Origin of the sequence: Limnohabitans sp. T6-5 (assembly GCF_003063315.1) — a bacterium.
GTDB lineage: Bacteria > Pseudomonadota > Gammaproteobacteria > Burkholderiales > Burkholderiaceae_C > Limnohabitans_A.
The window spans coordinates 534,550-547,667 of the sequence record NZ_NERV01000001.1; the positions used below are offsets into that span (position 1 = coordinate 534,550).

Consider the following 13,118-nt stretch of genomic DNA (forward strand, 5'->3'; position numbering starts at 1 on the left):
TACCCCGACGTTGGTCGCAATGGCCGCGATGGGCAATGGGGAAGCGGTGCTCGTAGGTCGGTGGTCGGAGACCCCGACGTTTGTTTGAAATGGCACGAACGATCGGAGCGGGCTTGGGGGTTGATCGGGTAGCCATGTCGGACTCTTCGAGTGCCGACCTACAAATACAGCGCATCCGTAGGTCAGCGGTCGAAAACCCCGACGTTGGTCGCAATGGCCGCGATGTGCAATGGGGAAGCGGTGTTCGTAGGTCGGTGGTCGGAGACCCCGACATTTGTTTGAAATGGCACGAACGATCGGAGCGGGCTTTGGGGTTGATCAGGCATCCATGTCGGACTCTTCGAGTGCCGGACCTACAAATACAGCGCATCCGCAGGTCAGCGGTCGAAAACCCCGACGTTGGTCGCAATGGGCGCGATGTTCAATGAGGAAGCGGTGTTCGTAGGTCGGTGGTCGGAGACCCCGACGTTTGTTTGAAATGGCACGAACGATCGGAGCGGGCTATGGGGTTGATCGGGCATCTATGTCGGACTCTTCGAGTGCCGACCTACAAATACAACGCATCCGTAGGCCAACGGTCGTAAACCCCGACGTTGGTCGCAATGGCCGCGATGTGCAATGGGGAAGCGGTGTTCGTAGGTCGGCGGTCGCAGACCCCGACAAGCATCACTTCGCGCAGCGACAAATCACCCCTGAATGCTGCGCCAGCGCTCCAGCTCTTGCGGGCGCAAACCATAGCGGGCCAACACGCCTTCGTGCAAACGGCGCAACTCTTGCATGACCAAGGCCCGAACGTTTTCACGATCCGGGCCTGGCGCGGCCAAATCCACTTGGGTGGCCACCAGCGCCAGCGGGTCTTGCTCGGGGTTTTGCACCACGGCTTTGACGATGTGGCGAATGGCGTCGCGGTAAGTCAGGCGCAGCACATCGGGCTCGACCACGCTGGACTTGGCCGTCAAATATTCCTTGGTCGAGCGCTCATAGGCCCACATGAACAAGTCGCGCAGCAGCTCCACGCGCCTCATCTCGTAAACACCCAGCACCGAGGCGGTGTACCAGTCCTGCGACACACCCAAAAACGTCAGCGGGCACAGGTTGGCCCGCAGCAGCGGCCAGTTGGCCAGCAGGCGCGACGTGCGTTTGTTGCAGTCGGCAAAAGGCTGCAAATACGGCAGGTGCACCATGGCAAAAAACGACTGCTCAAACGGGTCTTCGATGGCGTTGAATTTGGCCAGCGCTTCATCCAGCAAGGTGCCGATGAGCGACTGGCCCGACGGCGGCTGATATGGGCTTTGCCCAATCTGCACCGGATGCAGCCGCAAGCGGCCTTCGTCCTCGGGGCTTTCGAGCAGGTTTTCTGACAAAGCACTGTGCAGGTTCATCAGCAAATAACGGCTGAACTGGGGTGCGGCCACGTTGTCCATGAGCAGCTCGATGGCGGCTTTATGGTTCAGGATCATCTGCGTCTCGGTCACGCCGTGGCCTTGGGCCTGCTGGCCGTGCGCGATCAGGGCGCGGGTGTCCAGGCGTGTGTAAGTGTTGCCCTCCAAGTGGCTGGAGGCCCAAGACAAGTCAATCAGCAAACGGTCGAGCACGGCACGGCCATAAGTGCCCGCCGGTTGCGGCCCCGGCCCGGTGCGGCCCATGCGGTGCAACTGCGCCCGCACAGGCTGGGGCAGATAAAACGTGACGTTGGGCTGGTAGACCTGCAAAAACTCAGACTGGTAACCCACCGGTTGGCGCGTGCTCCAGGGCTTGGCCAGATAAGCCCGGATGTCTTTGCTGTCGGGCGACAAGGGCCACTGACCCGTAGAGAGTTCTTCCTCGGCGCGCCAGACGGACGACTCTGACAAACCCACTGAATTGGGCAAAGCGTAAGCCTGAACTTTTGGCGCGATTGATGAATTAGCCACATATCGGGTGGCCCGAGCCTTGCCAATTGGCGCGATTTTGCCATCAGCCACCGCTTGCGCCAAGGCCCTTTGCAAGCTGCGGCGCGGCACATCGGGCCATACAGCACAAGCTTGCGCAAGCGATAAGCCATTTGGCTGAGCCTGAATGGCGGTCAAAAGTTGATGGCTGAAGTCTGACATGATTGGCGCGATTATAAATTATCGCGCCAATTTGGCAAATCATCCATAGGCCATTAGCGGCTTTCTGCTCTGCACGGACTTGAAGACTTCAACGCTTGTCACCACGCCCAACGCTTCCTACACTGACTGAAAAAAAGGGAGGCACAGATGATGACCAAGATAAGTAACATAAGCGTTACCATTTAGACATTTAGCGGCGGCCCAAGTAAAGCCAAAAAGAAAGCTTTGGCTTCGAACAAAAAAGGAAAGTCAACATGACCTTGACGCGTGATTTCAGGCAAACCGTGGTTGAACGCGTGCAGCGTGATCCGGCTTTTGCCAAAGCATTGCTCGACGAAGCGGCCACACTGTTTTTGAGCGGTGAGCCCAATTCAGCGCGGTTGATCCTGCGCGATCTGGTCAACGCCACCGTCGGGTTTGAAGGCTTGGCCGAACTGACCCACAAACCCAGCAAGAGTCTGCACCGCATGCTTTCACCCAAAGGCAACCCCAGTATGGACAACCTGGCCGCCATCTTCGACGCCATCAGAAATTGGCTCAAAGTGACTTTCGATGTTCGCGTTGTCGAGCTGGCTTAGACCCAAAAAAATGAATTATCTTTTTCCAGATAAAAATGGGTAATTGCTTGATCGCATTCCAACGTACAGCCTTGGGCCAGCAGCTGGGTCAGGCATTGCAGGGGCGTTCTTTGATGGGCGATGCCCACAACGGCCTGTTTTTGGCTGCTCCCCCGCGAACCAGCAAAAGTACTTTTTTGAGAGGCGACCTGCCCTTCGACGACGAATGAAACCATTCGGCCTTCAAAAGTCAGCCAAGTCAGTAAGCCACCGACCTCACAAACTCAAAAAATCAAGGGCTGCCGAAGCCAAAGCGTGCAAAGACGGCCTGTGCGCTGGGCGCCAGCAGGGCGTCGGCAAAGGCCTGTGCAGCGGGGTGGGCACCACGGCGCACGGTGAGGCCATAGTCCGCGAAGACCTGCAACTGCGGCGGCACGGCCACGATCTTCAAGCGCGGCACCTCTTGTTGTGCTGCCACCGCATTCGTGCAATAGGTCAGAAAAATGTCGGCTTGCCCCTGGTCCATGACCCAAGCGTAGGCACCGCGACCTGCCGGGGGTTTGGGCGATGTGGGGCCGCCGGTCAACTGCAAAGCCTTGCGGTCCAGCGTGGCGTAAGCGCCTGCGCTCAGCGCATCGGCTTTGCGAAACAGTGCCCAAGCATAGTCACCCGCCGGATCGGCCTTGGGCGTGCTGGTGCCCAAGCGGATGGCTGGATCGAGCAAAGCACCCAGTAAACGCTCAGGCGTCAAATTGAGATGGGATTGGGTGAGCGCACAAAGTTGATTGCGCACAAACACGCGGGGCGGGCTCCAACTGCCAGCGTCAGCCAGCCTCTGAGGATGCCCCATGTCGGCAGACGCAAAAACCTGGGCCGCTTCCCCCTTTTCGATGCGCTCACGAAGCAGGCCAGAGGCGGCAAAAGACAAGCTCAATTTTTGACCGGTATGAGCTTCATGGGCGCTGGCAATGTCGGTCATCGCTTCACGCAAACTGCCAGCCGCGACCACGGCAATGGAGTCAGCACCCAAAGGCGTTTGGGGCATGGCGCAGGCCGTGAGCAAACTTGTTGCCAGCAAAGCAGGGGTTGTGAGTCGCATGGTGATGTTGAAGGCTCGGTCAGTGACAAGGGGAAGAGACAAATGCTAACCAGCCCCAAGGCGCGTGCCATACGTGAAGACACGGTAGGAAATGCTTTGCATAGATCCAAGTGGTGCGCCCCCCCCATTCAGCCGCCATTGACCCGCCCCCCCGCCATAGACCCATAAGTTACACCCCCAGAGCTACTACAAGCAAAAATCCGAATACTTTCAGTTACGATCCCAGCTCACTTTATGAGCACAAAATGGGTCTTAATTGGAACGAAATCAAATCCAGGGCATTGCTTTTCAGCAAAACCTGGGCCGACGCCTGCAACGAGGACAGCCAGGCCAAGCCCTTTTGGATCGATTTCTTTGAAATCTTTGGCATCACCAACAAACGCGTTGCCACCTTTGAGCTGAACGTCAAAAAGCTCGGCGGCGCACAAGGCTTTGTGGACCTGTTTTGGCCCGGCGTGCTGTTGGTGGAGCACAAGTCGCGCGGCAAAAGCCTGGACGACGCGGTGGACCAGGCCATTGGCTACCTGCACAACCTGCCCGAGCGCGACCTGCCCCAGCTGGTGGTGGTGTGCGACTTTGCCCGCTTTCGGGTGCGACGCCTGGCCACGGGCGAAACGGCCGAGTTTGAACTCAAGCACCTGCACAAACACGTCAAGCTCTTTGGCCTGCTGGCGGGCTACAAGGTGCAAGACATCCGTTCGGAAGACCCGGTCAACATCAAGGCCGCCGAACGCATGGGCCGCCTGCACGACGCCCTGAAGGCCAGCGGCTACAGCGGCCACGCGCTCGAGGTGCTGCTGGTGCGCCTGCTGTTTTGTTTGTTTGCCGATGACACGGGCATCTTTCAGCCTGCGCAATCGTTCAGAGACTTTGTGGAAGAACGCACCGCGCCCGACGGCTCAGACCTGGGGCCGCGCCTGGGGCAACTGTTTCAGGTGCTCAACACGCACGAGAGCCAGCGCAGCAAAAACATCGACGAACAGCTGGGCCAGTTTGCCTACATCAACGGCCGCCTGTTTGAAGAAACCCTGCCCATGGCCGACTTCAGCACCGCCATGCGCGAAGCCCTGCTGGACGCCTGTGCGCTCGACTGGTCGGCCATCAGCCCGGCGATTTTTGGCAGCTTGTTCCAAAGCATCATGGACGAGAAGGCCCGCCGCAACCTGGGCGCGCACTACACGTCTGAGGCCAACATCCTCAAGCTGATCAAGCCCCTGTTTCTAGACGAGCTGCACGCCGAGTTTGAGCGTGTGAAAGGCCACCGCAACAAGCTGTTTGAGTTTCACAAAAAACTGCGCCAGCTGACGTTTTTTGACCCGGCCTGTGGGTGCGGCAACTTCTTGGTCATCAGCTACCGCGAACTGCGCGAGCTGGAGCTGAAAGTGCTGCGGGCCGACCACGAACTGAGCGCCCACAAAGGCCAGCTGACGGTGGACGTGCACGGCCTGATCGGCGTGAACGTGGACCAATTCTTTGGCATCGAGATCGAAGAGTTTCCGGCACAAATTGCCCAAGTGGCCCTGTGGCTGGTGGACCACCAAATGAACCTGCGCGTGAGCGTGGAGTTTGGTCTGTACTTTGCCCGCATCCCGCTCAAAAGCTCACCGCAAATACGCCACGCCAACGCGCTGCGGCTGGACTGGCACGAGGTGCTGCCTGCGGAGCGGTGCAGTTATGTGTTGGGCAATCCGCCGTTTGTGGGTGCCAAGTTCATGGACGATGCGCAACGTGAAGACACACGCCTTGTGTTTGAAGGCATCGACAACGCTGGCTTGCTCGACTTTGTGGCGGCTTGGTATGTCAAAGCCGCACGCTACATGAACTGCGCCCCTGCCTGCCGCAGTGCATTTGTATCAACCAACAGCATCACCCAAGGCGAACAAGTTGGCGTGCTGTGGGGCTGGATGTTGAGCCAAGGCATTCGCATTCAATTTGCCCATCGCACATTCAACTGGAGCAATGAAGCCAGAGGCAAAGCAGCCGTGCATTGCGTGATCGTGGGCTTCGGCTTGAAGGATCAGGTCGATAAAACGATCTTCGAATACGAAGACATCAAGGGCACGGCCTTGGCCGTGCCTGCAAAGAACATCAATCCGTATTTGATCGATGGCCCAGACGTTATCGCAAGTGCGACGATGCGCCCCATTTGTTCGGTGACAGAAATCGTCAATGGCAGCATCCCGGCTGATGGTGGAAATCTCATCCTAGAACCAGCAGAAAAAAACGCACTGATAGAAAAAGAGCCTGCAGCAGAAGCATGGTTGCGGCCGTATCTTGGTGGGGTAGGTTTTCTAAGGAATGAGTTGCGCTATTGCCTTTGGTTAAAGGATTGCCCGCCCCATATTCTTAGAGCCATGCCCGAAGTTTTACTCAGGGTACGCGCAGTACAAAAGATGCGGGAAGTGAGCGAAAAATTAGCGACTCGCCAAAAAGCTGCAACACCTACATGGTTCACAGAAGATCGACAGCCGATCGATGGAAATTACCTGGCAATTCCTCGTACCTCATCTGAAAATAGAAGATATTTACCGCTGGGTTATTTACCCTCAACCGTAGTCGCGGCAAACGACCTTCAACTGATTCCAAACGCATCACTTTACGAATTCGGAGTCTTATCAAGCCTCATGCACAGGGCTTGGGTCGATGTGACGGCTGGACGTCTAAAAAGTGATATTCGCTATTCGGTCAAACTGACCTACAACACATTCCCTTGGCCCGGCTTCGCTGGCGAGCCACTCAGCGAAAAACACCGCACCGCCATCGAACAAGCCGCCCAATGCGTGCTCGACGCCCGCGCCCAATTCGCAAGCTCGTCACTGGCCGACCTCTACGACCCACTGACCATGCCCCCGGCCCTGCTCAAAGCCCACCAAAAACTAGACACCGCCGTAGACGCCGCCTACCAACCCAGCGGCGGCAAAAAGTCCTACGCCTCCGACGCCGAACGCGTCGGCTTCCTGTTCGATCTGTACCAACGCATCACCAGCTTGCTGCCTGCGTCAGCCATCAAAAAAACACGAAAAACCAATGCCACACACATTTAAAAATATGACCAGATTGAACCAACGCCGAAAGTCGGCGCATTTAAGCGAGTGGCCTCTTGGCAGCGATTGCTGTCATGCACCTAACCAATAGCCTCGCCGCCGTGCATGAGGGTCATATTCAACAGTCATGAGTTCAATCCAAAATAAATACCATTAATAGTAATTAAACCTCAAGAAATCACGCAATAGCCAGTGAGACAGTCGGATTTAACGACTCATTTCCCCAGTTATTAATTAAAAAAATCCAAATTATTTATTTGTATAAATACACCAAATAAAATATCAAAATTTCACAAATATTTTCATAATAAATTATATGCAACCAAAAACTCACTCACTAGATAAGGAAAGCCAAATGAATCACCTTGTAGAGGAAGTATTCCGCACAGAAGGCGTACCAGAGTTCACATTTGTGAAACCACCGAATTTCGGAGAGTTGCTTGTGGATATCCGAAATCCAGGAAAGCCTGTTATCGTAGAAGGGCAGTCAGGAACTGGGAAGACCACAGCAGTCAAGAAGATTCTTGAAGATGCACTGCCTGGCGCAGGTTTTGAATATCTTTCTGCGCGCAAAAGCAAAGATATGCCAAGAATTATTGAAATTGCAAACAACGCACCCAAAGGACGATTTGTACTCGATGACTTTCATCGATTAGAAAGTGCACTGCAGGCTAAAATTGGGGATATCATAAAAATTTCTGCTGAAGAATACGATGATGACACACACCCTAAAATTATTATTATTGGAATTAATCGTGTTGGCAGCGAGCTTATTCAACTTGTCCACGACATTGCAAAAAGATGCGGAATTCATCGCATAGAACCTGCTTCAATTGAATCAACAACTGAATTAATTAAAAAAGGCGAGGCAAAGCTTTCGATTTCCATTCAAAATCATGAAGGTATTTTCAGAGAAACACGTGGCGATTATTGGCTAACACAGCAAGCTTGCCAGTCCATCTGCTTAAGCAATAACGTTATCCAGACTCAACAAGCATCTCGTCGAGTTGAATGGAAACCAGATGAGTTACGAACGCGCATTGTGCAAAAGCTGGAACATGCTTATCAGGCAGCCGTCAAAGAGTTCTGCAGAGGTAAACGCTTCAGAGCTACAAATGACCCATACCTTAAGCTACTGAAATGTGTAGGCGAACAAAATAGCTCAATAGTCGACATAACTGAGCTTGCAAACGCAAATGAAGAAGTTCGAGGGAGTATAAACAATATCAAAGAGAAGCGACTTTCAAATCTAATCGAATCAAAACCTCTCTGCGATCAATATTTTTACTATAATCCAGAAACAAAAATATTCGCAATCGAGGACCCTGCCCTTTTTTACTACATCAAGCATCTAAAGTGGGATGATATTCGCGGAGAATGCGGCTTTCGGGCTGGTCAAAAGGAATATGACTTTGATTTTGCAATTTCTTTTGCCGGCGAAAATAGAGTTTTAGCTGAAATTATCGCGACACAACTTCAATCATTAGACTGTGCAGTTTTCTATGATGAGTGGTTCGAGGCAAATTTCTTAGGTAAAGCATGGCAAAAAAGTTTTGCAAGCATTTTTGGTGAGAAATCTAGGTTTGTTGTTTGCCTACTCGACAAATATCATGCAGAAAAAATATGGCCATCCTTTGAGAGAGAATGCTTTTCTCCGCGTGTCGCCGAGGCTGCAATCATTCCCATATACCTTGATAACACGCCAATTGTTGGAATCCCTAATGACATCGTTGGAATTTCATTCAAGAAATACCAAGATTTTGGAGATGATTTACCAAACAAAGTGACAGATGAAATCATATTTAAACTATTTGAACGCCTAGAAGGCGTATAAATGAGTAGCAATATTAATGTTTACATTGGTTATTGAATGACGCCAACCACCCTCAAGACGACAGTCATAGGCGAGTTGAGTCAAGCAAATCCAGCTGAGCAAACCCATTCCTAAATGGCATGGGCATCAAATTGACAACCTATCCCCTCAAAGTGCCCCCTACACGCCTTCCTACGCTGCCCTTATGCCACGCACACCCGCTTAGCTTTGGGGGTCAGCGGCATAGCGAGTGGGTACAACGAGGTGCTGCTGAAATGCAAGCCCTCACCGATACTGGCCTTTTCGTCCAAGGGGGCGCTAGGGGTGTGAATGCTCTTAGGCTTTTCCAACTTGGCATCGTTCTCAAACCATCCTTTCATCTACGAGTGAATCCATGTCGGGCGTCAGGCTCAGTAACGGGTGAACAGACCATGCCCTTTAAGAAAAACTCGCGTGCCGTCTTCTGCACTATAGCGATCACCGATTCAATTCTGATTGCCCGCCTGACGCGCCGTGCGCGGGTCATGCCCACGTTCATGCGGCGGATGTCAGACAGGAAGCCAATCTCGCCTTGGGGGTTGCTGCGTGTCAAGGTGATGGCAATGATGTCGCGCTCTTGGCCCTGAAACGAATCGACGGTGCCCACGCTGAGCCTGCGTTGCAGCAGCTGTTCACGCAGCCGTTAAAGACTCCATGCACACCACGGCACGCGCCCCCACAGCACAGGCACAGCGCTAGACCGTTCGCTGAAGTACAGACTGTGCAGGGCTGACAACACAGACTGCATGCAAACCTTGGCTTGAGCCCAGGCCCCGGGCGCCGCGCTCTGCGGCGCTGTCAGCGCACTGCCCATGGGGCCAGGTCTCGCCGTCATGGTGTCAACGCCAACAAAAAGGGATTTGCATGCAAGCTCGTCACACCCCACTCAACGTGACCAGCGCCAGCCTAGAGGAACTTGCTGGGTTGCACGCCCGGCCCTGCCTGTCTCTGTACATGGGCACCCACCGCAGTCACCCCGATAACCAGCAAGACCCGGTCCGTTTTCGCCATCTGGTTGGCGCACTGAAGACATCCCTGCACCACCAAGCGCCCGATGCCCTACGCGCCCTCATCGCGCCATTTGAGGCCTTGGAAAACGACCACGCGTTTTGGGAGCACACGCTCGACGGGCTGGTGGTGATGGGGGCGACTGATTTTTTCCGCATCTACGTTTTGCCCAGACCGGTGGCCGACTTGGCGGTGGTGGCCGACAGCTTTCACACCCAACCTTTGCGGCAATTTTTGCAATCGAATGAGCGTTACCAAGTGTTGGCTTTGAGCTTGAACAAGGTGCAACTGTTCGAGGGCAACCGCGACAGCCTGGAGGCTTTGAGCTTGGCGTCAGAGGTTCCGCGCTCTTCAAGCGACACGAGCAGCGACCGCCAACAAACGGCGCACAGCTCGGTGTCATCGTATGGTGGCGTGGGCACTGGCCATTCGGCCATGCACCACGGGCAAGGCGGCAAGAAAGACGGCATGGACAGCGAGGTGGAGCGCTTTTTCCGGGCGGTGGATCGGGCAGTGCAGGCGCACCACTCCGACGTCTCGGGCTTGCCCCTCATGCTGGCCGCGTTGCCTGAACACCACCACCTGTTTCAGGCCATCAGCCACAATCCGCGGCTGATGAAGCAGGGCCTGCTCATCAACCCCGAGAACATGAGCCCCACCGAGTTGCAGCAACGCGCCTGGGCAGTGGCCGCCCCGGCACAACAGGCCCAACAAAGCGCTTGGTGCGACGATTACGCCGCAGCCAAAGCGAAGGGGCTGGGCAGCGACAACCTGGCCGATGTGGCGCATGCGGCCACAGCCGGGCGCGTAGGCACCTTGTTGATCGAAGCCGGTCGCCTGGTCGCCGGGCGCATCGACGGCACAACAGGCCGCATCGACTATTCCGAACTCGGCTACCCCAGGGTCGACGATGTGTTGGACGACCTGGGTACGTTGGTTGAGAAATTAGGCGGCCAAGTGCATGTTCTGGCGGCCGAACGCATGCCCACAACCACGGGTGTTGCGGCGAGTTATCGCCACTGAAGACACCCAGCCTCATCCCCGTCATCCTTGGATGGGTTTTCCAATCAGTTCACGGGCCAGCTCAAACTCGGGTGCTTGTGCGTCATAGGCTTGGCGAACGGCGGGGTTAGCCAGCCGTTCGGCTTTCACGTCTTTCAGGTTTTTCACGCCGATTCCTCCTTTGTCTGGCGAATCCATCGCATGGTGTTTGCCCTCATAAGCCTCAATCAAGCTTGAGAGCACATCCAGGCGTTCACCTTCGGGTGAGTCAGACGATGGGTCTTGGTCCACCAGCGATGACACCACGCGCAATGCTGCGCGGTGATCTTTTTCTGTGCGAATGGGGGTGATTTCCAAGATGCTTTCCTTGACGTTCAGGGCGGCATGTTAGTCCTGAATTGGGGCTGGCTGGTAACGTTCGGTGGTTCTACCTTTGACGTTTTGTCACGGGTTGACACTGACGGCCCGGCGGATTTCAGACAAGAAGCCGATCTCGCCTTGGGTGTTGCTGCGCGTCAAAGTTCTGTTTGTCGCTCAAGATGGATTTGACTCAATATGTCTTTAAGTCCATAATTTTGCAATGACTTGGACTGTTCTGTTTCACGATGCCTTCGACGCTGAGTTCGAAGCTTTGGTCGAGGAGCTTCAAGACGAACTCTTGGCACATGCCAAGTTGCTGGCGACGTTTGGACCTGATTTGGGGCGACCTACCGTCGATACCCTGAAGGGTTCACGACACAGTAACATGAAGGAACTTCGGTTTTCCTGGAATGGTCAGGTTTGGCGAGTGGCCTTTGCCTTCGATCCCCGCCGACAAGCCATCTTGCTTGTGGGTGGAGATAAAGGTGGGGGCAGATCAACGCAGGTTTTACAAGCGCTTACTCACGGTGGCCGATGCGCGTTACGACGATCATCTGGGCACTTTGAGTCAATCAACCAAGGAGTCCAAAAATGGCAAGAAAACTCGATGACGTGATGGCTGCGCTGCCCAAAGATCGGAAAAAACGGGTGGAGGATCGGGCCATGGAATTGGCGACACTCAAAGACCTTCGCCATGCAGCTCAGCAAACACAAGAGCAAATGGCTGCCGCCTTGGGGGTGCGTCAGGACACCATTTCTCGCTTGGAAAAGCGCAGCGACATGCTGCTTTCAACGATGCGCCACTATGTGGAAAGCATGGGCGGCAAGCTGGAACTGGTGGCCAAGTTTCCTGATCGCCCGTCAGTGGTGATCGACCACTTGGGAGGTGAAGTCACCCTCAACAAGCGCGCAGGTGCTGCCCGCCGATCACGGGCAGCGGCCTAGTTGCCAACTGGGGTACAACTTGCACCCCCCTTGCGCTGCAAGCCCCTGACGGCAAACAGCGCTCAAGCAGGCACCAATTTATAGATTCGGCCCGATGAAGTCTGAACCGTGTGTTGCCAGTTGGGAGGATTTTGTGGGAGCTTGCCCTGCAAGCGAAAAGTCTGTGATCCACAAGCATCCAATCGCCAGCAGGGCTGGCTCCTACAAGATGCGAGATTGAAGTCGACCTGCAAACTTCATCGGGCCAGATCAATAGGCCACCTCACGCGCCGAACGGTAGCCCCCCACCCCCCTTCACATAAGCCAGTAACTCCACAAAAAACGGATGCCTGCAAAGCGTAGACGAATCACCCACCAGCAGCAGCTTGCGCCGTACACGGGTCATGCCCACGTTCATGCGGCGGATGTCGGACAAGAAGCCGATCTCGCCTTGAGGGTTGCTGCGCGTCAAGGTGATGGCCATGATGTCGCGCTCTTGGCCCTGAAACGATTCGACGGTGCCCACGCTAAGTCGGCGTTGCAGGGGCAAACTCAGCAGCAGTCGAATATTAGCCATACAAACGTATGGATATTTTTATGGCTTAATGCTACGATGAACCATGACCGCAGCTCAATTCGAATGGGATGACAACAAGGATGCTGAAAACCAGGCCAAGCATCAGGTGTCATTCCGGGACGCGCAAGCCGCATTCACTGATCCGCACCGCGTGATCGCCAAAGACTTGGCGCACAGTGAATCCGAAGAGCGTTTTTACTGTATCGGCAAAGCAGGTGGAGGCATCTTGACCGTGCGCTTCACCTACAGGCGCAAAGTCATTCGAATCATTGGGGCAGGCTATTGGCGTAAAGGAAAGGCAATTTATGAAAAAGAAGATCGTTTACACGGATGAGCCCATGGGCGATGTTGAGGTGGTCGCGGATTTTCTGCCGTCACCTGCCGAGTTGGCATTCAAGGAAGATGGCGTGAAAGTCACGCTGGCCCTGAGCAAGAGCAGCGTGGAGTTTTTCAAGTCTGAGGCGTCCAAGCACCACACCCAGTACCAGCGCATGATCCGCCGCTTGCTGGATTCATACGTTGAAACTCAAAGCACCGTTAACACCAAGGCGAAACCCACCGTGCGCAAGCGCGCAGCGATTTAGGTCTAAGGCATCGCAGCA

At 54.7% G+C, this 13,118-nt stretch carries 14 protein-coding genes; 8 read left to right on the forward strand and 6 right to left on the reverse strand.

Annotated features, from left to right (window positions below; translation table 11 throughout):
- Positions 1-686: 686 nt before the first annotated feature.
- A complete protein-coding gene (locus B9Z51_RS02135) occupies positions 687-2,069 on the reverse strand; it encodes a Fic family protein (RefSeq protein WP_369958455.1) in 1,383 nt (460 codons plus the stop codon).
- A 278-nt stretch (positions 2,070-2,347) separates the two neighbouring features.
- Between B9Z51_RS02135 and B9Z51_RS02140 the strand changes: the two genes are divergently transcribed.
- Positions 2,348-2,671: a DNA-binding protein gene (locus B9Z51_RS02140; RefSeq protein WP_108371380.1), complete on the forward strand. Its 324-nt coding sequence runs from the start codon at positions 2,348-2,350 to the stop codon at positions 2,669-2,671.
- Here B9Z51_RS02140 and B9Z51_RS18345 read toward each other — a convergent pair.
- Together B9Z51_RS18345 and B9Z51_RS02150 are read right to left on the reverse strand one after the other, a co-directional pair.
- Entirely contained in the window at positions 2,668-2,886 is a 219-nt protein-coding gene (locus B9Z51_RS18345; protein ID WP_158272803.1) for a hypothetical protein, read from the reverse strand. The two genes, B9Z51_RS02140 and B9Z51_RS18345, sit on opposite strands and share 4 nt — an antisense overlap.
- A gap of 56 nt (positions 2,887-2,942) precedes the next feature.
- Positions 2,943-3,749 (reverse strand): molybdate ABC transporter substrate-binding protein, encoded by an 807-nt coding sequence (locus tag B9Z51_RS02150; RefSeq protein WP_108371382.1) that lies wholly within the window; start codon positions 3,747-3,749, stop codon positions 2,943-2,945.
- A gap of 245 nt (positions 3,750-3,994) precedes the next feature.
- Between B9Z51_RS02150 and B9Z51_RS02155 the strand changes: the two genes are divergently transcribed.
- Both B9Z51_RS02155 and B9Z51_RS02160 read left to right on the forward strand, forming a co-directional pair.
- Positions 3,995-6,793, forward strand: coding sequence for a DNA methyltransferase (locus B9Z51_RS02155; protein ID WP_108371384.1), 2,799 nt, complete (start codon positions 3,995-3,997; stop codon positions 6,791-6,793).
- Positions 6,794-7,148: 355 nt separating this feature from the next.
- A complete protein-coding gene (locus B9Z51_RS02160; protein WP_108372647.1) occupies positions 7,149-8,627 on the forward strand; it encodes a TIR domain-containing protein in 1,479 nt (492 codons plus the stop codon).
- A gap of 355 nt (positions 8,628-8,982) precedes the next feature.
- Here the strand turns inward: B9Z51_RS02160 and B9Z51_RS02165 are convergent, their stop codons facing one another.
- Positions 8,983-9,285, reverse strand: coding sequence for an AAA domain-containing protein (locus B9Z51_RS02165; RefSeq protein WP_108371385.1), 303 nt, complete (start codon positions 9,283-9,285; stop codon positions 8,983-8,985).
- A gap of 224 nt (positions 9,286-9,509) precedes the next feature.
- Between B9Z51_RS02165 and B9Z51_RS02170 the strand changes: the two genes are divergently transcribed.
- Positions 9,510-10,676 (forward strand): hypothetical protein, encoded by a 1,167-nt coding sequence (locus B9Z51_RS02170; protein ID WP_158272804.1) that lies wholly within the window; start codon positions 9,510-9,512, stop codon positions 10,674-10,676.
- Positions 10,677-10,697: 21 nt separating this feature from the next.
- Here B9Z51_RS02170 and B9Z51_RS02175 read toward each other — a convergent pair whose 3' ends face one another.
- Complete coding sequence (locus B9Z51_RS02175) at positions 10,698-11,012, reverse strand: hypothetical protein (RefSeq protein WP_108371387.1); 315 nt, start codon at positions 11,010-11,012, stop codon at positions 10,698-10,700.
- 223 nt (positions 11,013-11,235) lie between these two features.
- Between B9Z51_RS02175 and B9Z51_RS02180 the strand changes: the two genes are divergently transcribed.
- On the forward strand, positions 11,236-11,631 hold the full coding sequence (locus B9Z51_RS02180) for a type II toxin-antitoxin system RelE/ParE family toxin (protein WP_233254796.1): 396 nt from the start codon (positions 11,236-11,238) through the stop codon (positions 11,629-11,631).
- A complete protein-coding gene (locus B9Z51_RS02185) occupies positions 11,607-11,960 on the forward strand; it encodes a helix-turn-helix domain-containing protein (RefSeq protein WP_090142112.1) in 354 nt (117 codons plus the stop codon). The genes B9Z51_RS02180 and B9Z51_RS02185 overlap by 25 nt, the downstream gene beginning before the upstream one ends.
- Positions 11,961-12,222: 262 nt before the next feature.
- Here the strand turns inward: B9Z51_RS02185 and B9Z51_RS02190 are convergent, their stop codons facing one another.
- Positions 12,223-12,516, reverse strand: coding sequence for a C-terminal helicase domain-containing protein (locus B9Z51_RS02190; RefSeq protein WP_199227427.1), 294 nt, complete (start codon positions 12,514-12,516; stop codon positions 12,223-12,225).
- A 43-nt stretch (positions 12,517-12,559) separates the two neighbouring features.
- Between B9Z51_RS02190 and B9Z51_RS02195 the strand changes: the two genes are divergently transcribed.
- Both B9Z51_RS02195 and B9Z51_RS02200 read left to right on the forward strand, forming a co-directional pair.
- Positions 12,560-12,850, forward strand: coding sequence for a BrnT family toxin (locus B9Z51_RS02195; RefSeq protein ID WP_108371388.1), 291 nt, complete (start codon positions 12,560-12,562; stop codon positions 12,848-12,850).
- Positions 12,822-13,100: a CopG family transcriptional regulator gene (locus B9Z51_RS02200; protein WP_108371390.1), complete on the forward strand. Its 279-nt coding sequence runs from the start codon at positions 12,822-12,824 to the stop codon at positions 13,098-13,100. The genes B9Z51_RS02195 and B9Z51_RS02200 overlap by 29 nt, the downstream gene beginning before the upstream one ends.
- The last annotated feature ends 18 nt before the right edge of the window (positions 13,101-13,118 follow it).